General features: G+C 44.3%; 24 protein-coding genes and 1 riboswitch. Of the genes, 3 read left to right on the forward strand and 21 right to left on the reverse strand.

The window, feature by feature from the left end:
• Position 1 precedes the first annotated feature (1 nt).
• Complete coding sequence (locus L5M29_RS04710) at positions 2 to 499, reverse strand: hypothetical protein (RefSeq protein ID WP_263166492.1); 498 nt, start codon at positions 497 to 499, stop codon at positions 2 to 4.
• A gap of 410 nt (positions 500 to 909) precedes the next feature.
• Here L5M29_RS04710 and L5M29_RS04715 point away from each other — a divergent pair, with 410 nt between their 5' ends.
• Positions 910 to 1,035, forward strand: coding sequence for a hypothetical protein (locus L5M29_RS04715; protein WP_259512830.1), 126 nt, complete (start codon positions 910 to 912; stop codon positions 1,033 to 1,035).
• A gap of 285 nt (positions 1,036 to 1,320) precedes the next feature.
• Here L5M29_RS04715 and L5M29_RS04720 read toward each other — a convergent pair whose 3' ends face one another.
• From L5M29_RS04720 to L5M29_RS04735, 4 genes are all read right to left on the reverse strand, one after another.
• Entirely contained in the window at positions 1,321 to 4,155 is a 2,835-nt protein-coding gene (locus tag L5M29_RS04720; protein ID WP_263166496.1) for an ExeM/NucH family extracellular endonuclease, read from the reverse strand.
• A 283-nt stretch (positions 4,156 to 4,438) separates the two neighbouring features.
• Positions 4,439 to 4,954, reverse strand: coding sequence for a GDYXXLXY domain-containing protein (locus L5M29_RS04725; protein WP_105252757.1), 516 nt, complete (start codon positions 4,952 to 4,954; stop codon positions 4,439 to 4,441).
• A complete protein-coding gene (locus tag L5M29_RS04730; protein WP_263166499.1) occupies positions 4,954 to 6,126 on the reverse strand; it encodes a DUF4401 domain-containing protein in 1,173 nt (390 codons plus the stop codon). Before L5M29_RS04730 ends, L5M29_RS04725 begins: the two co-directional genes overlap by 1 nt.
• A complete protein-coding gene (locus L5M29_RS04735) occupies positions 6,113 to 7,210 on the reverse strand; it encodes a DUF2157 domain-containing protein (protein WP_263166501.1) in 1,098 nt (365 codons plus the stop codon). Before L5M29_RS04735 ends, L5M29_RS04730 begins: the two co-directional genes overlap by 14 nt.
• Before the next feature lie 137 nt (positions 7,211 to 7,347).
• Between L5M29_RS04735 and L5M29_RS04740 the strand changes: the two genes are divergently transcribed.
• Positions 7,348 to 8,163: a substrate-binding periplasmic protein gene (locus L5M29_RS04740; RefSeq protein ID WP_113938739.1), complete on the forward strand. Its 816-nt coding sequence runs from the start codon at positions 7,348 to 7,350 to the stop codon at positions 8,161 to 8,163.
• Positions 8,164 to 8,229: 66 nt separating this feature from the next.
• Here L5M29_RS04740 and L5M29_RS04745 read toward each other — a convergent pair whose 3' ends face one another.
• From L5M29_RS04745 to L5M29_RS04805, 13 genes are all read right to left on the reverse strand, one after another.
• Complete coding sequence (locus L5M29_RS04745) at positions 8,230 to 8,625, reverse strand: hypothetical protein (RefSeq protein WP_113938740.1); 396 nt, start codon at positions 8,623 to 8,625, stop codon at positions 8,230 to 8,232.
• Positions 8,626 to 8,951: 326 nt separating this feature from the next.
• Positions 8,952 to 9,356 carry a hypothetical protein gene (locus L5M29_RS04750; RefSeq protein ID WP_105252762.1) on the reverse strand — a complete coding sequence of 135 codons (405 nt, stop codon included), beginning with the start codon at positions 9,354 to 9,356 and terminating at the stop codon, positions 8,952 to 8,954.
• A gap of 32 nt (positions 9,357 to 9,388) precedes the next feature.
• The gene (locus L5M29_RS04755; RefSeq protein ID WP_028760288.1) at positions 9,389 to 9,853 is read right to left on the reverse strand and encodes a GNAT family N-acetyltransferase; all 465 of its coding nucleotides are present in this window, start codon (positions 9,851 to 9,853) and stop codon (positions 9,389 to 9,391) included.
• Positions 9,854 to 9,872: 19 nt separating this feature from the next.
• Positions 9,873 to 10,478, reverse strand: a complete 606-nt coding sequence (locus L5M29_RS04760; RefSeq protein WP_028760289.1) for a GNAT family N-acetyltransferase — start codon at positions 10,476 to 10,478, stop codon at positions 9,873 to 9,875.
• 397 nt (positions 10,479 to 10,875) lie between these two features.
• Positions 10,876 to 11,499, reverse strand: a complete 624-nt coding sequence (locus L5M29_RS04765) for a 2OG-Fe(II) oxygenase (RefSeq protein ID WP_263166504.1) — start codon at positions 11,497 to 11,499, stop codon at positions 10,876 to 10,878.
• Between the two features lie 191 nt (positions 11,500 to 11,690).
• The gene (locus L5M29_RS04770; protein ID WP_263166505.1) at positions 11,691 to 12,188 is read right to left on the reverse strand and encodes a GNAT family N-acetyltransferase; all 498 of its coding nucleotides are present in this window, start codon (positions 12,186 to 12,188) and stop codon (positions 11,691 to 11,693) included.
• A gap of 30 nt (positions 12,189 to 12,218) precedes the next feature.
• Positions 12,219 to 12,767, reverse strand: a complete 549-nt coding sequence (locus tag L5M29_RS04775; protein WP_263166508.1) for an NAD(P)H nitroreductase — start codon at positions 12,765 to 12,767, stop codon at positions 12,219 to 12,221.
• Positions 12,768 to 12,952: 185 nt separating this feature from the next.
• Complete coding sequence (locus L5M29_RS04780; protein ID WP_173245356.1) at positions 12,953 to 13,546, reverse strand: DoxX family protein; 594 nt, start codon at positions 13,544 to 13,546, stop codon at positions 12,953 to 12,955.
• Positions 13,547 to 13,627: 81 nt separating this feature from the next.
• A complete protein-coding gene (locus L5M29_RS04785) occupies positions 13,628 to 14,485 on the reverse strand; it encodes a DUF6279 family lipoprotein (RefSeq protein ID WP_263166510.1) in 858 nt (285 codons plus the stop codon).
• A gap of 192 nt (positions 14,486 to 14,677) precedes the next feature.
• Positions 14,678 to 15,790 (reverse strand): phosphotransferase, encoded by a 1,113-nt coding sequence (locus L5M29_RS04790; protein WP_263166512.1) that lies wholly within the window; start codon positions 15,788 to 15,790, stop codon positions 14,678 to 14,680.
• Positions 15,790 to 16,443, reverse strand: coding sequence for a nicotinamide riboside transporter PnuC (gene pnuC / locus L5M29_RS04795; RefSeq protein ID WP_263166514.1), 654 nt, complete (start codon positions 16,441 to 16,443; stop codon positions 15,790 to 15,792). Before pnuC ends, L5M29_RS04790 begins: the two co-directional genes overlap by 1 nt.
• A gap of 46 nt (positions 16,444 to 16,489) precedes the next feature.
• Entirely contained in the window at positions 16,490 to 16,750 is a 261-nt protein-coding gene (locus tag L5M29_RS04800; RefSeq protein WP_028760297.1) for a hypothetical protein, read from the reverse strand.
• Between the two features lie 97 nt (positions 16,751 to 16,847).
• A complete protein-coding gene (locus tag L5M29_RS04805; protein WP_263166516.1) occupies positions 16,848 to 19,067 on the reverse strand; it encodes a TonB-dependent receptor in 2,220 nt (739 codons plus the stop codon).
• Between the two features lie 54 nt (positions 19,068 to 19,121).
• Positions 19,122 to 19,260: riboswitch (TPP riboswitch) on the reverse strand.
• Between the two features lie 197 nt (positions 19,261 to 19,457).
• Between L5M29_RS04805 and L5M29_RS04810 the strand changes: the two genes are divergently transcribed.
• The gene (locus L5M29_RS04810) at positions 19,458 to 20,138 is read left to right on the forward strand and encodes a Crp/Fnr family transcriptional regulator (protein ID WP_012196926.1); all 681 of its coding nucleotides are present in this window, start codon (positions 19,458 to 19,460) and stop codon (positions 20,136 to 20,138) included.
• A gap of 67 nt (positions 20,139 to 20,205) precedes the next feature.
• Here L5M29_RS04810 and tsgA read toward each other — a convergent pair whose 3' ends face one another.
• The 3 genes from tsgA to L5M29_RS04825 form a co-directional block, all read right to left on the reverse strand.
• Positions 20,206 to 21,381 (reverse strand): MFS transporter TsgA, encoded by a 1,176-nt coding sequence (gene tsgA, locus L5M29_RS04815; protein WP_219252759.1) that lies wholly within the window; start codon positions 21,379 to 21,381, stop codon positions 20,206 to 20,208.
• Between the two features lie 50 nt (positions 21,382 to 21,431).
• Entirely contained in the window at positions 21,432 to 22,136 is a 705-nt protein-coding gene (gene deoD, locus L5M29_RS04820) for a purine-nucleoside phosphorylase (RefSeq protein ID WP_012196924.1), read from the reverse strand.
• A 300-nt stretch (positions 22,137 to 22,436) separates the two neighbouring features.
• On the reverse strand, positions 22,437 to 22,832 hold the full coding sequence (locus L5M29_RS04825) for a YcfL family protein (RefSeq protein WP_263166519.1): 396 nt from the start codon (positions 22,830 to 22,832) through the stop codon (positions 22,437 to 22,439).
• Positions 22,833 to 22,926 lie beyond the last annotated feature (94 nt).

Raw genomic sequence — 22,926 nt, forward strand, 5'->3', positions numbered from 1 at the left:
GTTAGACTTTGAAAACATTTGGATAATTAAGAACCTCATAAGTATTCTTACATGCATTGATAATTTTGGTTTTTCTTTGCTCTTTTGACCATCCATTAATGTATTCACAGTACCATTCGTCCTCGAGAACTGTAAAATCGCCAAATGAACTAGGATAGTCAAGTTTTACGTTTGCATTATATATCATTGAAACACCAACTTCTGGGGTTAAAGATCCGTCAACCACCTCTTTCATTAAAACTTTGGCATAACCTTCAATTGCTTCTTCATCGTTTGGTCGTTCAATATCTAGTTCTGATAAAACTCTATTGAAGTAATCATCGGCTTCGAATTCATTTATAGGCTTTATGAGTGTAGCTAAAATAGCAATATATGGCGTATCTACACCTTGTTCAAGCAAGCTCATAGCCCATGCACACTTATACTCACTGCCACCGCAGACCATAGCGATTTGCCCCATAGCTTTGTATGTTTCAATTTTCTGCGATTCAGAGAACATTTCTTCAATAGTTCCTAACGCTTTTCTTAATTTGCACCAAAAACTGATTCACGATTTGCATCGAAAAATGATCCACCGAAGTAAGTTTGTAAATGGAGGCGAACAGTTCCTGATGACTACATTGTCTCATTACTAAAATTTGGTCAATCTAAAAGCACCAAGTCGTACATATTAAGTCATTGCTTAATTGGAATGGGGCAATAGCTTTTTAGCTAAACAAACAGCAGAAGTGTCAGTTAAGTTGGCATTGTTGTACCAGTGACCGTTGGCGGCATGGATGCTGCCGTCGAGCCTATAGGGATATATTTACGGCGAGTCACTGGGGAAGCAATGACAATTCATGCTGCACAACTGACAACAAAGTTATCTTGCTTTAGGGCAATATCTTTTTAGCTAAACGAACAGCAGAAGTGTTAGTTAAGATTGGCATTGTTGCAACTGTGACCGTTGGCGGCATGGATGCCGTCGTCGAGCCCTCAGGGACGAGTTTATGGCGAGTCACAGGGGAAACAATGACAATTCATGCTGCAAACTGACGACAAAATTATCTTGCTTTGGGGCAAATATCTTTTTAGCTAAACGAACAGCTGAAGGGTTAATGAGGATTGGCATTGTTGCACCAGTGACCTTCTAAAACATGGATATTTTATTAGAGTCCTGAGGGATACTTCTTGTTAAATAAAGAGACGGCGTGTCACTGGGGAAGCAATGACAATTCATGCTGCAAACTGACGATAAAGTTATCTTGCTTTGGTGCAAAAAGAAAAGCCCGCGGCTGCGGGCTTGGCGTCACTTAAAATCAACGGAATAGAAGGACTGACTTAACGATACGTCAGCGTCGTAGTATCCGTTAACTTGTCGTTATCTTTAACGGTCAGTTCAACTGTGTGTTGCCCACGGCGGGCAAGGCGTAATACTACTTGACCGTTAGCGCGGGTGCCATTGTCGAACGTCCATTTATGTTGCTTGATTACGCCATCGGTATCAAAGCTAGTCGAGATAAACATATCGACAAACAATAAATTGATACGCTGAATTTGCGCAACAGGCGGTTGTTTCACCTCTCCAACCACCACTGTCACAGTTTGCGACGTGCTATGGGTTAGGCCGTCGTTATCCGTCACAGTTAGCGTGACCAGATACTCACCGCTTTGGCTGTAACTGTGGGTCACTACCTCACCCACTGCCACTGTATTATCACCAAAGCTCCACTCGGCAGACACGATTTGTCCATCACTGTCGGTTGAAGTGGATGTCAGTTGCACCGCAGCGCCATTCACCACTTGGGTGAAACTGGCCACTGGCGCGACTTTTTCCGCTTCGAGCAAGAGTGAAATCACCACAGGATCGTGATCCGATGAGCGATACGCATCAGTGGCGAATAAGTCTTGGATTTGAGTAGGCGTCTTAAACTCTTCGTTGTAATCCAATACGCGCGGTTCGTCGGTATTGATATGCCACTCAGTCACATCCACCACTTTATCCAGCAGGGCAGCATTCGCTAAAGCATGATCCAACTGACCCGATTCTGCCGAGAACACATAGGAATAAGGGTTCGGCTTTTCAAGTTTGGCAAACAGCTCACTAAAGCCCGCGTTACCTAACGCCGTTAATGGATCTTCTTTCGCATAGGCGTTCAAATCACCAATCAGCAACACGCCTTGATCTGGATATTGCTCGCTGATCCATTGACCTGCAGCCGTCGCCGCACGGGTACGAGTGATATTACAGTTGCCTTGACCATCATTGAGATCAGGATCGCCCGCACATTCACTGCCCTTAGATTTAAGGTGATTAACCGCAACAACCACGCCCTCTTCACTGCAGTTCACGCTAAAGGCTTGCGTTAGCATTGGACGGTTTTTGCTATCGTCAAACAGGGGCTTTTGATCGCTATCTAATGGCGAATTGACACTGGATAGAATGCGTGCAGCGCCCTGCGGCGTGACTTTATCGCTACGATAAATCAAGCCAACTGTGATGGCATCGGTGCCAATCGCATTGATGCCTGTTGGCGCGATATAAGCGTAACGCGCTTCACCCACAGCAGCATTCAAGCCTGCGACTAAATCAGCAATGGCCGAATTAGCACCAAAGCCATCGTTCTCGATTTCCATCAAACCAAATACGTCGGCACTAATGCCCACCATGGCGCTGACAATCTTCGCCTTTTGACGCTCAAATTCGCTCAACGTATTGGCACCACGGGCAGTTGGGAAGCCTGCACCTTGACCATCACCATTGAAGTAGTTAAGCACGTTAAAGCTAGCGACTTTTAGATTACCGCCCTCAACCAATGTGGGTGCGATTGGGCGTGGGTTTTCCGCTATAAAGTTCACCGTCTCGATTGGCATAATACGATACAGATTGAAGCCATAGTGCATCACACCCGTAAGCGATGTGGCTTTATCACCTACACGCACAGTGTTTGATGCGCTCAGACCAGGAGCGGGGAATTGCACAGGATCTGGATTCTGCGCCGTTAAACCGTCATCCAATAAAATACTGTCGCGTTGGTTAGCCGCGCTCACTGCCAGCGCATCCGCGCCCGGTGCAGCGACTTGCGTACCTATAAAGTGGCGCTGACTGCCTAATGAAATCTCGCCGTAACGACCTAGATTGTAGACTTCGTTCACCACTAAATCTTGGCTGAAACGAACACGCATGCCCTCAAATGGCTCAAAATCATCACTGCTGTTAACCGGTAAGGTCACCACAGCCGCTGTTGGCAATGCTTGTTCAGTGGCACACAACTTATGATCTGATACAGTCGTCAGTTCAGTTAAGCCTTGATATTCAGTAACTTTGGCTTTTAAACGAATACGATCGCCCGCCACATACGCAGTAGGCGCAGTGCCGGTATACACAAACACCCCTTCAGAGGTTTGTGGATCGCTATCAGCTTCGTTATCAGCCATTTGTACAAAAATGCCCTTAAGACCGGCTTCTTGATTACTGACGACAACCGCTTCAACCACTAAGGTTTGACCATTGAGAGGACTGGCAGCGCCCGCGCCTTGAAGCGCATGAATTGCTGTGGCTTCTTCGCCGCACACTAAAGAACTCGGTGGAGGGTCGACGGGATCGGTTGGTGTGCCGGCGCTGAACTTACCGAGATCAGAAATATCATCCTTCGCAAAACCTAACCAAGTGCTAAAGCCGACCGCATCGTCACTGATGGGATCGGCAATTAGCTGTTCAGGATTACGGCGCAGGGTGTTGTCTTGAGTGGATAAATCACCACTGCCCCACTCGGCACCGGGATCGACACCAACTTGACCTAAACTATCAATCACTTGATTTTGATAAGTCAGTTCAATCGCATCGTCGCCGTTAAAGAAGCTGGCGGTACTTTGTTGATTGGTCAGTGCAAGAATATCGGCCGACGCATCGTTATCGGCAACCACATACGTCGCCCCCGCGGCTAATGAGCCAGTAAGCGCAATGGTCGTACCGACGTTGGTACTGCCATTAAAATAGAAACGCAATTGGTATTGGCTTAAATCAATAACGCCCGCAGTTGGGTTATACAGTTCGATGGCTTTATTGTTGCTGCTGCCTTCGACGTATTCTGAAATGATCAAATTATCCGCGCCATGGGCAAGCCCACAAACGCTGCTGATGGCTAACGCCAGCACAGTTTTAGTGTTAAACATTGAGACCCCTAAATGTATTGTTTTAATATTTGGTATTTAATTGATGCGCTTAGATGCTTCAAGGTGATGTCACCTCGAAGACTGACGATACTATAGGCGGTCAAGGTTACAAATTGGTTGCATCAAAGTTGCAACTTAAGGTGGATATTATTCGTGCGATTTAGCGATCAGAACTAGGAAGAAAGCAGTACGGGAGATGCTGGCCGCACTACACAGTGCGGCCAGAGATAAATCGAGGTTAATCAAGTAAGCAGAACAAATGGATGGCAATCCTGACACAGGGTTATAAGGGCTGAAGCTTTTCATCGAGTAAACTGACGAGCAGTAACTCACCTTGCAAATTCACTCTAAACTCACCGTATTTAGCTGCACTAAAATGATCGGCTTGTCCTTCTTCAAAGAAAAAGCTGTTCGATGCGAGCTTAATTTGATTACCACGGACACGAAACTGCACTCGCAGTTGATCTTTACCAAGTGCTTGGTCGGTATAAAAGTCCACAAAACGCGCCACTTTTTGCCCATCGACAGCCAGCAATAACTGCCCCTGCATTTGTTGCGGCGCTAAGGCGCTACGCACATCACGCGCAATGGCATATTCAAGCGCCATGTAATCACCCTGCATTAATGAGCGCGGATCGACCGGTGCTAATGCAAAACGCACCACTTGGCCGTGATTAAGCAGCTGTTCGAATTTGAAAATGCGCCAATTCACGCCAGCGAGAATCGCCACTGTTGTGAATAATACGAGCCCAAGCGCCCATTTATGTGAAGCCGACAGTTTTCCCATCACATTGCCCATCACACAGTCTCCTTGGCATTTTCATTGGCAGGAAATAACCACCACATCACTAACCTTGCCACCAACAGCAAGGCGCCGAAGCCCATCAAATAACCAGATTTAAGTAACAGAGTCGTTTCTAGGGAATAATAATACCCGCTGACAAATAACAGCGCCGACACCATTCCCATACCTTTCAACCAAGACTCGTTGCAATAATGACCAAGCAAGATCAATAGAATAGCCGTTGATAAACCCTGCATAGGTAAGGATAAACCGCTAACGATGACTAAACCAATAACACACCCTAGCGCCGCTGGTGAGCTTAGTGATTGCTGGCGCTCGCGCAAGATTGTCACCAATAAAAATCCGCAAATAGCGAAAATAATCAACAGATGAGTCAGTGTCAGCCACAGGCTTTGCTGCCAAGGGCTAAATAAGGCTTCAAAAATACTGTCCATACTAAAAGCGTGCATCAACTGCAACGAAAGCAACGCGAGTGCGAAACCATAGATGAGCATCCGAGACCTGCGATAATGACGCCCGAACTGATTGATATTTAATAACACTAGACTAATGACTACGGCAAAAAGGCTCGGGCTAAAATTGAGCAGTTCAAATTTTGCCATCAGGCCAATCACGCACCAACTTAAGCAAAAAGCGAATACAAACTGGGCTAGCCCATGGGCAATCAAGCCCCACAATAACAATGTAATACCCGCCATACAGAGATACCATGTGAGGCTAAAATCATTGTTAATTAAATCAAATAATCCCCATGCCACACTGATCAAACCACTCAAACAGGCGGCAAAAGCAAATTGTTCAATAAAAATCTGTTGCCGCGGTAAAAAATACAGCCCAATCCCCAAGGCTAAATAAGTTAAGCCAATAAATAAAATGACATCTTCTTCAACATGCTCAAAAATGGCACCAAACACTGCCATCATGAAGCTCAATAAAAACAACGCCGCTATCCAAGCAGCAAAAGCCTGCATAGTGGCAATATACCAAGGGATATCATGGTCTTCTGGGTCTTCTGGCATTTGAGCTGCACTAACATTACCTTCGGCATACAAAGCTTGCCAGTGTTTGATTAGACTTAATTCACTCGAAGCGTCGATTGACGTAACACTATCAGTGCAGGGTCGAGTGATCATTTCGCTATCCTGTAAACCATTATTGTTGCTCATGAACATCTCCCACGCCCACGCTCCCTTGGGTGGCGATTCCTACAAACTGAGGTTTAAGTTTCCGGCTTAGCTCCCTCAACCAAATACTCAAACCTGTGCTTGCCAAAATGATATAAAGCCCAATAAACAAAAATCCACCTATGGGGTCATTATCCTCAAACATCAGCTTTATCAGTAACGCGGCGCCTACGGCAATCAGGCTAAAACCGCCCAAGGCCAAGGGATATATGCGTGGTAATCTATAACGAAAAATAACGAATCCGAATATCAGATGGGCAAAATAACCACAGAAGATCCCAGTACTGAAGCTGTCACGTTCAAGGAAATCGTCAAAAATAAGCCAAGTGATTAACCAAGTAAAACAGCCCATAGCAAACAATGAACAAACATATTCAAGGATTGGCGCATGCCAGCGCCCCGCGACTTTGTTGTCTAAAAGTACGAAAGCATAATAGATAATTAAATTCAAACAGATAAAGATCAGCAATTGTCCTTGAGCGCCCCAAAATAATCCCCAGAAATGGGAAAAGGAATCCAGAAATATCCCTATGCTGAGGTTTAGCAATCCCACCAGCAACAGCCACAAACCATCAAATCCCGCCACCCAAGCAAAGGGTAAGATAACGAATGCCCATAGCGCAAATAACTGCCAAGGATCGGCGCCCGTTTGATAGGTTTGCCCAACTAACGCTAATAAGCCACCAACTAACACACTTGCGGCCAGTAGCACGCCATTGGCGGTCGTCGCACCAAAAGTGCTGTCTTTACGATAAGGGCTAACAGGGGAATAAATGTTGGCACGATAATAGAGCCAAGCAAATGCGCTGATAGCGAGTATTATCGCCACTTCGATCAGTCCAAATTTGGCAAATCGCCCCAAAGATTGCCAATTATAAGCAAAGAAAAAAATCACCCCACAGGCAAAACTTAACGCACCGAACCAGAGTAATAAATGAGCGATTAAGCGACGCCAACTCGACCCATCCGGCAAGACTGTCACCTGTCGATAAAGCTTATTCGCTTGCTCTTGCGTGATATGTTCCTGTTCAACCCAACCACACACTTGAGATTTTATCTTGCTCAATGTGAAATCTCCCTCATCCTGTTTGCGCTAGCTTACTATGACAGATTTAAAATTCGCACTTTATCGACAGCATTGAACAAATTAAATTGTGTATACTTGTAAAAAATCATTCATGCTAAAAATAACAAGGGGTGACTATGATATTGAGCCAGTTGTGTCGCCTACTCTTTTGTTTAGCCTTAAGCATTAGCGCATTTACCACGGCTATCGCCCAAGATAAAGTTCAGTCGCCAGCGATTCCCGAGTCAATTCCGACAATTCATGTCGGTGGTTATCAATTTGCTCCCTATGTCCATCAACAACAAGACGGCCGTTACACAGGTCTCACACTCGATATCATTAATGCATTAAATCAAGTACAACAAGAAGTGGTCTTTAAATTTGCCGTCACCAGTATTGAGCACAGATATAAAGCCTATTCCTTAGGTCGCTTCGACATAATGCTCTTTGAGAATCCCGCTTGGGGATGGCAAAAAATAGCGACTCAGTTTATTCCGCTACATATGATAGATGGTGAAGTCTTTATTGCACTTAAAACTAAAGCTCATAACCAAAGCTATTTCAAAAACTTAACCAACAAGTCAATTGCGTTCATCAAAGGATATCACTACCAGTTTGCCCACTTTGAAACCGATGCGAATACGCTGGCAAAGCAATTTCGTCCCTTGTTCGTCAGTCACAATAACGCCTCTATCGAAAGCATTCTGCGTGAACGCGCCGACCTAGCGCCCGTGACGAACTCTTACCTACAGTATTATTTAAAGGTTCATCCAGAAGAGAGAAAATTACTTTTAATATCAGATGAATGGGACCAAAAATACGCTAATGGCATTTTACTCAACCCCAGTTCACAGCTCGATAGCAAAAGGCTCTCACACTGGATTGAACTGCTCATCAATAATGGCAAACTCGCTGAACTCGCCGCCCAATACGGTATTCAATTAACCCCATAATTCGCTGTTTGTTTTTCAAACTCTGACGCTTCAATCGCGATGATTTATCAAGTTCTCATGAGCAATTTACGCGGCAGACAAGAGTGGCCCTAGCATAGCCAAAATACCAATGAGCAAGAAAATCAGCGCTTGCACTATGATCATCTGTCCACTATTTGGTGGACTCAGAGTGGCAATGTAAAACTGCCAAATCGCAAAGATCCCGTAGTTCATCCCGAGGAATAACAACAGGCTAAAGGCATACATCCCAGGGATCACCTTAAGTGCACAGGCTAAAAGTGCAACCGTTGAAACCACAAAAAATACCGATTGGCAGTGAAATAAGCACAGTAGCATTTGCTTGCTTTGCTGTGACACATTCGCCTTCAAGAGCGGCGCCAATAAAACCCGCTTACCATAGATTAAATGGTAGCCACAGACTCCAGCACTCAAAACAGTCGCTGCCATTATTGTTAATACCATAGTGCTCCTATTTAGTACTCATATTTGATTATCTTTGAATATCGTAAACTGAACTAAGAATTTAAAACTGAGGAGAATTTAAACCCAAGGCTTAAATACTTGACCATGTAACTAAGACCCTAAAAACTGCGGTTGAGTTTCAGCCGAGCGAAAATAAGCAACTTGGTTCTAAGCCCCTAAACCAAACAGGGCTAAAATCTATGGGAAAACCGACTCAATATGAATGACCCCATCAGCTCCTTAGTGCTTGTGCTTTAAGCAAAAAGGAGCCATCAGGCTCCTTTTCTTCACAATCCGTAAACGATTACCCTGACTAAAACCTACGATTACATCGTCGCCATAGTCCAATAATTTAAACGCTTTTGTGGATCGGCTAACAGGTTTTTACATTCTTCTTTATATTTACCCATTAACGCACCTAAGTTGCTTGACCCACCTAAGCTTTCGATTTGACGGGCTTTAGCATCGGCAACCGCTTGAGTGACCTCTGCTTCAGAGCTGTATTTCTTAGCTAAATTCTCAGACTCAATTTTAGAACTTTTTAAACGCTCACCCACGGCCTGCATTTGCGGTGCATTCATCGCCCCAATGGCTTCTGAGCTAATTTGATAGTAAGCGGCACATTCAATGGCTTCTTTACTAAACGCTTTTTCTGCTTCATCAGCCCAAACTGCAGTACTGGCACTTAAGACTAAACCACCTAATACTAACGTTTTTACCTGAGTTAACATGTTACTTTTCCTTTTAATCGCCATAAATAAACCTACTCAAGCCCTCGGTGGAGCTCAAGTTCGTAGATATAAAAATCTTGGTTACGCACAAAGCCTAAACCTTCATACAAGCCCTGCGCGCGCTGGTTTTTTTGCTGTGTTTCTAACATCAAATAACTCATATTATGCGCTTTGGCATAACTGGCGGCTTGTAGCACTAATGCCCGCCCAATACCGACACATCGGGCATGTTGAGTCACATACACATCATTGAGGATCAACATAGGGGCCAAACGTAACGATGAAAAACTGGGATACATTTGAACAAAACCTAATCCAAGCCCTTGATTATCTTTAGCAATAAATATCACCGATGAGCCATCTGACACTCTTGAATGAATAAACTGCTCCGCAGCCGCGAGATCATCCCTACGCCCATAAAATTGTCGGTACTCATTGAACAACACTGCAACCTCATGGACATGAGTCACATCTACTCGAGTTATGATGCTTGCCATGGGCTTTTCCTATTTATCATTAGAGTGTTGACGGTCGTTGTCGCAATCGAAATTGCAGACTGTTTTTCACCGTTGGCCACTCGGTATCAATAATGGAATACACCACGGTATCGCGGATAGTGCCGTCCTTAAGAATCTTATGATTTCGCAATACACCATCTTGCTTAGCGCCCAGTCTTGCAATGGCTTGTCTCGAAGCTTGATTATGCCAGTGAGTACGGAACTCAACGGCAATGGCGTCTAAGGTTTCAAAAGCAAAGGTCAATAACAGCAGTTTAGCTTCAGTATTAATCCCAGTGCGCTGGGCACGTTTAGCATACCAAGTGTATCCAATCTCAAGACGGCGATTATCAGACTCCCAGTTGCAAATTCGCGTGCATCCGACGATTTCCCCTGACACTCTATCCCGCACCGCAAAGGGAAAACTCAGGCCCCGCGCTTTTTCTTCGAGTGCTTTAGCCACATAGAGCTTCATCTCAGTTGGCTCAGGGACACTGGTAAACCATAAACGCCAAAGTTGACCATCTGTGACGGCGAGACTCAATGCCGCCACATGGGACAAAGATAAGGGCTCAAGTACAATATGCTCACCACTTAAACAACCTAAGTTATCTTCACAGCCCACAGTATCGCCTCCGTTAGATGATAGAAAAGTGTGTTGTAGCGCACGTTTTTATCTAGCCTAACATTAAACGAGAATAAAAAAACACCCTATTTTCAGCATGATTGGACAAATTCATTCCATTTTCGGCGGCTTAGATTACCTAAAGCTTAAGAGTGTAAAAAAAATTGAAAAAATGAGTAGAAGGTAGTTAAAACAGGTTGGAATAAATACTGCTGCGGAAGAACACGCCGTGATGGCCAATCAATATCCGAGAAATAGCCAATGACATTGCGCAGTCGCGATAAGTGATTGGTGATTGGTGATTGGTGATGACCAAAAGCGGCAATCGAGAGCAAAAACACCTAAACCTGTAGGCAGCATTTAGGCGTTTGTTATCTGGTGAAGTTAAAAGCTAAAGTTAAAAGCCATGAACACTGTTACTGACCCTAAACCAACCCGCAATACTATTACGCTGGGCCAAGGTTTTGGTCACTTCATGGGGAAAACGCTCACTGAGGAAAATCACAAAATGGCCCATTTTAGGCGCGATGCGCTCAATCTCAATATCGGCTTCATCATAGATAATCAACTCTCCACAATCTGCCGCTTTCCAATCAGGATTTAAGAAAAACACTGTGGTTAAAATACGATTTTGGCTGCCCTTAAGTGCATCAACATGTTTTTTATAAAAGGCCCCAGGCTGATATACCGCATAGTGGCTTTCATAATCGAATAAGCCCATAAACAAGCGACGATTCAAGCCATTTTTGAGTTGTGTCATCAACTCAAGATACTGGGCATCGTGCTCATTTTGCTCTTCTAGCCACTGTATTCTGTCACGGCGAATGTCTGGATTTAAGTGCTGTTCAGAACCTCGACCAATAGAGGCAGCTTTTAATTCATATATTTCAGTTGATTGAATTTTTTCCAATAGTACTTGGCTAATACAGGAAGGAACTAAGTCAGATAAAAAGATATAGCCTTTGTCTACCAAGGCATCAGCGATCACGTCCAGCATTGCTTCACTTAATTGCGAAACCATTACTACATCCAAAAAAGGGCTACGCTTTTGCTGTACTCAAGGGCTCAAGGAGGGATTAAGTGAGCCTGATTTTCGAGGGGCGTCGATAAGAGATATGATTGCCATATCTCAACGATAAATTTTGCGAAATTCTAGAATAAAGAAGACGGAATTACAATAAAATAAAAACTTATATAAACAACACGTTAACATTAGCCAAACAATTCAACAGGCTCATCATGATCACTAAGCTGCAAACAACGCTCAAAGTGTAATCCAAGTTTGTTCAGCAAAGCTTTTGAAGCACTATTATGGCTGCTAACAATCGCGACAATACGCTCAATACCTAAATTTTTACCTAAGTCAAAAGCGGCTTTCGCGGCTTCGAATGCATAGCCCTTACCCCAATATTGCGGCAAAAAAGCATAGCCTATATCGACATTGTCCAGTGTCGGCCGTTTGATTAAACCGCAGATGCCAATGGTGAATCCATTCTCGGCGAGCACTACAGCATAAAAACCAAAACCGCACTCGGCATAACTTTTCATTGGTCCATTGACGATATAATCCTTAGCCTGCACAAGTGTGCGTACTCCTCTATCCCCGATATTCTCTATAAAGCCTTGGCTATTGAGCAAGACTAACATAAAAGAAGCGTCGGCTGGGGTTAACTGCCGCAGGATGAGTCTAGGAGTACGCGCAACTTGCATAGAATTTCTCCACTAAAAAAAGAGGCGGATTTATAAATAACGGACGTACTGACTGCCGTCCTTTTGCGGTTTCTTGGGAGCGGTAACGGCTGGCGTCCCCACATACAAAAAGCCGACAATTTGATCGTGTGGCTCAAGACCTAAAGCAACATTTACATTCGCATCAAAGGCAAAATCCCCTGTACGCCACACGGCACCTAAACCTAAGGCAAAGGCAGCCTGCTGCATCGCCATCGTCGCGCAGCCCGCTGCAATGAGCTGTTCAAGCACGGGGACTTTAGGATGTTGCTGCGTTTTCGCCACGACAGTAATCACCATAGGCGCACGCATTGGCATGCCCTTAGCTTTATTGACAAAATCCTCATCGGCGCCGCTCGCTTTCGCTGCCTCAACAAAGATATCTGCCAAGGTATCTAACCCTTGTCCTGCGGCAATAATAAATTCCCATGGCGCTAAGACGCCATGATCTGGCACACGAATGGCAGCATCTAAGATGATTTTTAATTGACTCGCATCTGGAGCAGGAGCAGTTAATCGTGGGGTTGATTGGCGAGTGAGTAAAAGTTCAATAGCGTCCAAGTTCTTATCCTAGTTCGATATAAATTGCGCTCAAGCATAGCAAATTGCTGACAAAGAGGCATAAAAAAATCCCACCGCTTGAGTGGGATTTAACTTGTTGAGTGCACTTAACAATTGAGTGGGCTTAAAAATTAAATGCGCTTGAAAATCCGATGCAGTTAACAATTGGCCCGCTTCAGAAAGACTTACTTAATCCCACCGCGCTTAGCGATGAAATAATCTAGGCTAGTGTAACGACCACCGCCTAAGGTAAAAAGCGCCAGCAACATAATAAAATAGGTGATTGCAAACTCAATCCCATTATTAAGCACAGCTAAGTTACCTGAGCTAGTCAGCCAGTCATAGTTACCGTGCTCCTGCAATATTTCTTTGGCTTTCGCCAGTTTATCCCCTGCCTCAAGCACTCTGTCGTTGGCTAGCCAAGAGCTACCATCGGCAATCGCTAACCAACCATTTGGCCAATGCACAGTCAATGCGGCGACCAACATAGTGACCATTAAAGGGATAGAAATCAGTCGCGTCGCGAGCCCAAGCAGTAATAAGATAGCGCCAAAGAACTCGGTTCCCGCCGCCAGTCCTGCCATTAACGCCGGCATTGGCAGACCTAAGCCCCAATCGGGATTGGCAAACCAAGCAACCGTATCTTCAAAGTGAGCGAGCTTGTTATAGCCTGCTTGCATTAACACAGGGGCAAGGTAAATCCTAAGGGCTAATGGCGCTAAGCCTTCGAAATAGCGGCTCATATTGAGTAGTTTCTGATAAAGGGATACGAGTGGCATAAGGTCTCTATTTAGTCGTTAGTAGGCTGATTTATTGGCTTGCAGAAATAGACCCTAGCAAGGCAATAAATCTTTCATGGCCTAGGCTTCTTTTTCAATCGCTTCCTGATTCAGTTCCTTGAGATCTTGAATGAGCCCACCTAACTTTTTATAAAAATGCTTAGACTGCTGCTCCGATAAGCTCGCATTCATCGCCAACAGCAAAGTCCCAAATGCCTCAGTATTTTTACGTAAAAACACTTTATGTTGCTCTGACTTAAGCTCATCGGGCTGCGTCATCAGCAAGGTCAAACGCTCGGTTAATAATGCTTTATCGGCGCGCTGACCCAGTGCAACCTCAAACTGGCGTAACCATTCGTGCCTGTACTCAAGCCACATATCTAAGGTAGATAAACGCTGTTGATTATATTGGTGAATAAGTACTTTTTGCTCCGCAGTTACACTTCCAAGCCAATCATCAAATTGGGTTTGAAGGTTTTCATCGGCATCTTTTTGTAACTGTTCAGGGGTTTTACCCGCAAATTCTTTAACGAGCTCCTGCTCTTCTTCCCGTAATTTTGTGAGGATCTGCTTCACCTGTTCATCGGACAAAGACATTATGATAGGTAGAAGCTCGGGCAAGGCGAACTCAAACAATCGAAACCAATGCCGCTTAGCAATATTCACATGATCTGCCCATAGCACTGGCGTTAACGTATTGGTTTTTATGAGGCTTTCGACTTCGGTCAATTGCACCACATAATGAGCTAACTCTTTGGATTGGTGCCAAATGACAAATTTTTCAATGAGGGAATCGAATGCCTTTTGCTGAGATTTATCTAAGGTAACATAATCCTCTTGCTCCCAGCCGATGGCCCAGTCGAGGAAATGGTAACTGAATTTAGTGGAGCAGGCGCTTAAGCCTAAGAGACACACAAGTAGCATCACGCCTTTTTTCATACTGAATAATCCATCCTAGAATTGTTGCTAATAAGACGCTTGAGACTATATAAAGTTGCTTTTTATATCAAACAAGTTTATCTAATAAAGGTTTTCAGTATGTTATACCCGCATGTCCCACCATAGCGCGGTCAATGCCATAAGGGACTGAACCATTATCATCAGATGGAAACTAAGCACACGCAATAATGACTATTTGGGGGTGATCAGCGGCCAGAAGCTATCAAACCAAGCAAGGTAGTCGGCGCTACGACTGGGTTCTGTTTGCGCTGCCATCAATAATGCCCAGTAACAAGCAAATACCCAATACATGTCAATAGCAGCAGGCACTGCCGTTACGGCTTGTGCAGTAACATAAGGATGTCCACTCAGATACTGTTTCACCAACACACTTTGCTGATAGGGCGTTAACGCATGGGTCGCTAACACTACAGCCAACTCACACAGTGGATGCGACGCCGTCGCATACTCAAAATCGATACAACACAAGCGGTTATTTTTAAGTAACAAATTATGGGGATTAAGATCGCGATGGCAAAACTGTGGCTTGATTATGCAGGCTGCTAACTCATCACACCAATGTTTGATTTCGATTTGAATTGCAAGCAGCTTAGCCACCCGCTCATTCCAATCGTGAGTATTGCTATCACCAATATCACTACCCTGCTTCAATGGCACAGCTCGCCTTAATACAGGCTCACTAAATGTTGCAGAAGCCTGATAGACAAGCATTTGCTGGTGATATTCCTGCCACTGCTCAGTGATACTAATAGCATAAGGCCCTGTAGGCAGATCGCGTAATTGCAGCAATAACGCCAATAGCAAACAATGGGCTTGGTTAGGATGCGTTTCTTGTTCTGCTGCCGGAAACTGTGAATAGTTAAACGTCGATTGCCCCAGCACAAAATCAGCAGCACTCGTTTGGCGCTCTAACGCTGGCCAGTGGATTAAGACCTCGTTTTCAAGATCGTCACTTTCAATATAATCACTTTCAATAAAATCACTGAGGTAATAACGCTCATCTTCACTCACCCACAACAGTTCAGGAGCAAGTTTAGCTTGAGCCAATTGCTGCCAGTAAAAACGCTCCTGCTGGCGGTTGCAAAAACTGTCCGCCGCATCCGCATTCACCCGCAGCACATAACTGCCTGTGGGCGTAGTGATTTTATAGTTGTGATTACTTAAGCCGCCCGCAAGCTCATGAATACTTAACACGTTAACTAGCCCTGCACTTTTGAGTATGGGGTAAAGTGCTTTGAATGGCTCGCCTGCTGAGCGCTGCATCGAGGCGTTTATATCGAGCATTAACTGAGTAACTTCAAGGTATTAGCTTCACGGGCGTCGGCTAACGCGGTTCGCCACAGGAAATACCCCACGACCGCCAGACCCACATAAAGCACGAATAACAAGGATGTCAGCATCAAGCCTTTGCTGAGATAAAGGTAAATCGACACTATGTCGATAACCACCCAATAAAGCCAATTCTCAAGTACCTTTTTTGCCACTAAATAAGTCGTCATCACGGCGAAACAGGTTGTCGCCGCATCTAGATACGGGAATGCGGCTTGGGTATACGTCGCCATGCCGTGACCAACCAAAAGCGAAATCACGCCCGTCGGTGCGATCAACTTTAAATGGGTTTTCAATGGCCAAGTGGTCACTTTTACGCCTTGATGCTTATCACCACCTTGGGTCCAGAGCCAATATCCATAGAGCGCCATCGCCATGTAATAGACGTTAAGCACAGACTCCATCAGTAGCGACACCTTCCAAAACAACACAGTGTAAATGGCGGTACTGGCAAAGGCCGCCGCCCAGCACCACACATTGGCCTTCATCGCCAGCAGTAAATATGCCATCGCCAACAATACCGCGAGGGCTTCCCATACGGTCATCACATGGACTTCACCAAAGGCCGTATTAACGCTCTCGACCAAGGTTAACCATAAATCTGTCATAGTGTTGTTCTCATTGCCTATTTGTCGCTTACATGGCGGTCAATCATTATTCGCTGTGGGCTAAATTCAGCTCACCACCGATAAACTTACACACAAATACCGCCTTGCCCCACTTCTCATGGGCCGCTTGCATCTCGGTCGCCAGCATAGTCATCACATCTAAATAATCGCCGCACACTTGAGTTGCCATCGCATTAGTCACGCGCTCGATATTGGGATAACTATCCACGCGGCCAATAAACCACTTGATAGGATCGAGGTAATTTTCATTAAAGGGATACATGCTAATTTCTGCGGTCAGTTTCATTTTAATTCCTTGATATTCTGAAGTAAGGCTGTAGCCCAAATACTGGGCTACAGTTCAGTTAACACTTAAATGATTATGCTCATTTTAAAATGAGCTATTACATAAACTTAACGTTAAAGGTTACGCCAATCTGACGCGGATCGCCGTAACGAATATATTGCTTTTCCGCCCAACCGTTATCTGGCTCATTGCCAAAATAGAAGCCACGCACACCGTATTCTTCATTAAACAGATTGCGTCCCCACAAATATGCCGACCATGCGCTCGCCTCATAACCTACGCGGGCATTGACGATAGTGTAGGGTTCAGAGCGGGATTCATTGCTGTCTGAATAATAGAATTCACTCTTACCGCTAAGATTCAGGTTAGCAAACCAACCCGAATTAGCACGATAAGTCCCACCAAGGCTGTAGGTAAGATGTGGAGAATGGGCCAGATCGCGGCCAGTTAAATCCACCTCAGTACCATATTTATCCTGATACTGGTAGTCACCGTAGGCCGTTTCTAACCAACCTAAGCTTGAGTAAACTTGCAGATTATCCGTGGCATACCAGGTTGCATCTAACTCAGCGCCATAGTTATTCGAACTGCCTGCATTTTCAGTGAACAAGATAAAACGCTGTGGTTTATCGGGATCTTGCTGTGATGCAGCCACCTGTTGATCTTGTCTGTCCATATAGAACAGCGCCAAATTAGTATCGATAAGTCCCGCTAACCAATGGGATTTAAGGCCGATTTCATAGTTATAGAGCGTCTCAGTACTAAACTCTTTTTTATCGTTCAATTCGACGGGTAAAGTCATGTTGAAACCGCCCGCCTTGTAACCGCGTGCGACTCGGACATAAGCATTGTGCGAGTCGTTCAGCACTTTACTCACAGCAATATGACCGCCCCACATGGTTTCGCTCGGGTCGAAATTATCGTTATTCGTATCAGAGTAATGGCTGTTGCGGCGCTCTAAACGTAGCCCCACAGATAAAGCATAATTTGAGCCCAAATCCGTATCGAGCTGACCAAACAGTGCATAGTTTGTCGCCTCATACTCTGAGTCTAAGACTTCATCCGGCGAAGCATTGTATTCAGAATACAATTGGTTATCTTCTTTCAGATTCATGGCATACACACCAAGCAACCAATCAGTACTCTCTGCAAAAATACGGCCCTGCTCGGTAGAACTTAGGCGAAACTCTTGCGACGCGGTTTTACGCTGACCCGTTTTATCCCAAAAATAATCGTATTGACACGGCGCCAGATTGCCATTGTCATCATTGCATTGCTTAGAGGCCCAATATTCTGAGTTAGCCCAATCGCCATCGTAACTGTAATGGTGATCGGTATTCGCAAAAGAGGTTAACGAAGTTAATTCGAAGTTTTCTGCACCAGAATAGGTCGCTTTAAAACCCGCGCCTGTGGTGCGTTGGCTATCGACACCCGGTTGATCCGATGTTGTCTGGGTTGGTGAATTGGTTAAACTCCACACATCATAGCCATTATCAAAATCGGCATGCAGCACAGTTAAATCAAACTGCAAATCATCTGTCGCATACCAGCGCAGCTTAGCGCGGCCGCTGAATTCATCGCGACCATTGGTATCATCACGGCCTAAATACAGGTTATCGTAGTAACCATTTTGCTGATGTTGCTGCATTGACACACGATAAAGCAGCTTGCCAGAATCCGTTAATGGGCCTGAACTGAAACCGCTAAAAGTGCGTAAATCATCATCGCCTAACGACACTTCACCGCCATGCTCAAACACATCGGTGGGATCATTACTCTTCAGATAAATCAATCCCGCTAAGGCATTCGCGCCGTAACGCGTCCCCTGCGGTCCACGAAGCACTTCGACCTGCTGTAAATCGTACATGCTCGACACCATACCAATACCGGATAAATCGATATCATCTATGATGTAACCCACGGAAGAATTAGGTGCGCCTTGGTATTGCTCTTGCTCACCTACGCCGCGAATTTGAAAATATTTCGGCCGAGAGCTTCCACCTGACCAGTTAAAATTGGCGATAGAATTAAGCAAATCTTCAAAGTGTTGCGCACTTTCATCTTGAATTTTTTGACTGTCGATAACGGTAATACTGGAGGGCATTTTTTCTAAGCTTGAACTGCGAAAATCCGCCGTCACCACCATGACTTCCATCTCAGTGCTGGGATCGGGTTTATCGATAGCGTCGGTTTGTGCAAAAACAGGGGTGCTCAGCGCTGCGGCGATGGCTAATGCCAGCGGCGCTCGGGCTAAAAATAAGCTTGGCGATACGGTTGAAAATGGGGATTGATGGTTTGACGTTTTACGGTTTGACATAGGACCTCAAATATAATGTTTGAGATCCGGCAACGAATAAGCGATTCAGAAGTGTGCTGTTGATTGGCCCATTCCTACGCCGGTATTAGCCGGATCAGGTTCTAAGGGTTCGTCAGATGACATCTCAGTTTGCAGCCGTTAACGTTAAAATCAGAGTAACATTAATGCACAACAAACACCCCTTGGCGGCGCCTAGTATACATGACGGAAATAAAAAGTGGGCACTCTTATCTCTGCGATTCAATTAAATGTCGCGAAAACCACTGCCCTTCAGTCCGTATGATGAAAATATCTTTAGTAGCCGCCTAAATCCTTTCGTCCATTTGACCGCCTATCATGATAATGCTATAGAAGGTCGCAATTTCGAACACAGTAAGAGGATCATAGTCGATGCAGCTAAAACCTTTATCGAAAGGGCGTTATAGCCAGCGATGGGAGCAAGATTATCCACTTATTGAAGCGGTTGTACTTAGCTGCATCAGCGAAATAAAAATGCTCAAAAAAGGCGCTCACCTCATGACGCAGGGGGAAGCGATGGCATCACTTGTATTGGTGAAGCAAGGTCGCGTATCACTCGGCCATACCGCGAGAAATGGTCGGTGTTTTCAATTAGGTACTATTGATTGTGATTCACAACTGTTTGGCGAAATGGAGTTCTTCACCCAGTACCACTGTCAACTAGACATTATTGCCAGTGAACCCTTAGAAATCATGTTGATTAGCGCTGAAAAACTACAACATTGCCTCGGTCAGCATCCTCAACTCGCGCTATTTTTCGCTAGTGCAATTGCGATTGACTACCAAGACACAGTGGATATTTTTACTCGACGACTGCTCTATCCCATCAGTTATAACGTGGCATTTGATATTTACCATGAATACTTAAATGACTTGCCCGTAGATGGCTTTAGTAAACGCTATTTAGAGGCTGAACGATTTGGTACTACCGACCGAGTCTACCGTCGGGCGCTACAAAATCTTGAGGAACGAGGCTTAATTGAGCGGAAAAAAGATGGCATTCGGATTTGTGATCTCAACGCACTCAAGAAATTTGTTGAAGCAGGTATATAACCGCTTTCAACATAACCCACACTCGACTTAATTTAACAACCGAGTGTGGGATGGATGCACAGGTAAATTAACTTACCGATGGAGAGTGTTGTTCCATAGCCGATTTCATCCGACTTGAAACGATCAATAGCATAAATATCGCTGCGTAAAGCAGAGGTATCACATACATCACTGTTTGTAATCCGATAATACGTTCAAAGAAAGAACTGATGGCTGGGCTAAACATCGCCCCAGCACTTCCGCTAATAAGAATATATGACACATTTTTGCTGCTGGCTTTTTTTACAAAAGACACGCCATAAGCAATAAATGCATTATAAAGCGCGGCACACACAAAACCGTAACCATAGGTTAAATAAGCTATCCAATTAAGATTATTGGTACTGACAATGGCAGCGGTGATCACCATAGCTAAAGCAATAATACCGACTAAGAAATGGTGAATTTTTACACGAGTCACAATCACAGTCGAAATTAACGCCCCAATTAGCGCAGCGGACCAATACTGGGTAATAATATTACCGGCATCTTCAAACGGAATATCAAATTTTTGTTTTACAAATAAAGGTGCCCAAGTTAAAAAAGTATATAAAGCCAACATTCCTAAAAATAAACCAATACCTCCACTAATAATACCGAGATTCCATTCAGACTGTTGTTTCTCTTGTGTTGTAGAAGATTGCTCGCAAATAGAGAAATGAGTGAACAAGGTAATAATGACTGTACCGAACGCCACTAAACCTACGGCTAAATAGCTATAACTCCATGATAATGAATTTGTTAATGCATAAGTCGTTATCAATGGAAAAATAACGCCTGCAATATTAAACGTTGCATCTTGCACCACTAACATTGTGCTTTGTAATTTCTCTTGCCACACAGACACCACAATCGTACCAGCAATACATAGACCGATACCGCCACAAAAACCAATTAAGGTCATTGCTACCATCACAACTTGTAGGGAACTGGTTAGATGTAAAGCCAGAGCAGAAAGAGCAACCAGACTGTAACTTATCAAGGTCATTCTTTTGATACCCATTTTTTCAATAAAGAAAAATGCAGCAATCGTTCCCGCGAGTGCACCGCCATTAAGCAATGAAAAAATTGATGCAACTTCGTTAACATTAGCGGCAAATTTCTCAGCTATGGGTTCAATCAACATCCCAAATTGGGTCGCAAAGCCCGCCATAATAAAATTGGCGAGAAAACTGATGGCTGTTAAAGTAATTTTATTATTCATTATGTCATTCCATAAGTGAAATGCTAAGGGTTCAAAGGATGGCTTTAAACCTAATTGAGGGCGGTTTCTAACGCGAGCTCGATCATATTATTAAAAGAGAGTTGGCGTTCTTCGGCCGTAGTTTCTTCACCGGTTAAACAATGATCCGATACCGTTAAAATGGCTAATGATTCGATACCTTGTTGGTGTGACAATCCATAAAGCCCCGCCACTTCCATATCAATACCTAATACCCCAAAACGTTCAAGTGCGGGGATCATATCTTCATCGGGATCGTAATAAAGATCACCACTAAAGATATTGCCAACTTTTACACTAATGCCTTTCTCATTCGCTGTTGTATAGGCTTTATGCAATAAAGAAAAGGTCGCAGAAGTTGCCATTTGGTAGCCACTACTACGCTTAGCGTTAGTAGGTGAATCCGTGCCTGCGGCTTGGGCTAAAATGACATCTCGCATTTGTACATGTTTTTGTGTTGCACCTAAACTGCCAATACGAATAATGCGTTTCACGCCAAAATAATTAATCAGCTCATGGCCATAGAGCACCATAGATGAAATACCCATACCATGACCCATAACGGAAATGCGCTGTCCTTGGTAAAAGCCCGTGTAACCAAGCATATTGCGAACATTCGTGACTTCTACGGCATCGGTAAGATAGGTTTCAGCGATATATTTAGCACGGAGTGGATCACCCGGCATAATAACAGTTTCAGCAAAATCAGTAGGTTGAGCATTAATATGAGCAGTCATCTTTCTATCCTCATGTGGTAATATGCTGATAGTAGTGCTCAATCACTAAATGTATTTAGGACTAAAGTCCGGATTTCACCTTGCCGTAAACCTTTTTGCTTAAAAATGGGTGATTTATCGCAACTTTCAATGTCAAAAAGACGAAAGCTAATAACATTTGAGTGACCTTAAGGTCATTGAAAGTTGATGTAAAACGAATAAAAAGGCTTACTCCTTAAAAGAAGTAAGCCATTTTAGAACGGGTTTAATATCAAAAAATCAATTAAACACGGAATAAACTAAACAGAAGTAAACTCAAGCTTAGTTTGAAAAGGTTTCACGCACGTATACATCAAATTTAACCACTTGGGCATTAGGTGCAACAGCGCCGACTTGCAATTGCTGTTTACCATGTAATTTCACAGATTTCCAGCTGGTCGCTTCATCTTCGATAGTAAAGCCGCTGGCATCGTACCAAGTGAATTTATATTGCACACGCATATCGGAAGAGGATTTGCTAACAATCAACGCTGAGCCCTGCACGAAATCACCGACTCGGCGTGCATCCACACTCTGTACCGCAATATCTCTGGCAAAGCTGGAGTTATCGACGCGGGTTTCACCCAGTGAGCTCACTGAAATCCCTGCGGTATGTGAGGCACAAGCACCTAAGGTAAGCGCTGCGGCCAGTAATAACCCTGTATAAACTTGTTTCATATATTTCTCCTAGTCACGCCACAAAATACGCAGCTAGCGCATCATTTCCCATTAAACGACAAACTAATCGAACAGTGCTGAACTCATGCTTAAT

It is taken from the genome of Shewanella sp. SM95 (assembly GCF_025653595.1).
Lineage (GTDB): Bacteria > Pseudomonadota > Gammaproteobacteria > Enterobacterales > Shewanellaceae > Shewanella > Shewanella oncorhynchi.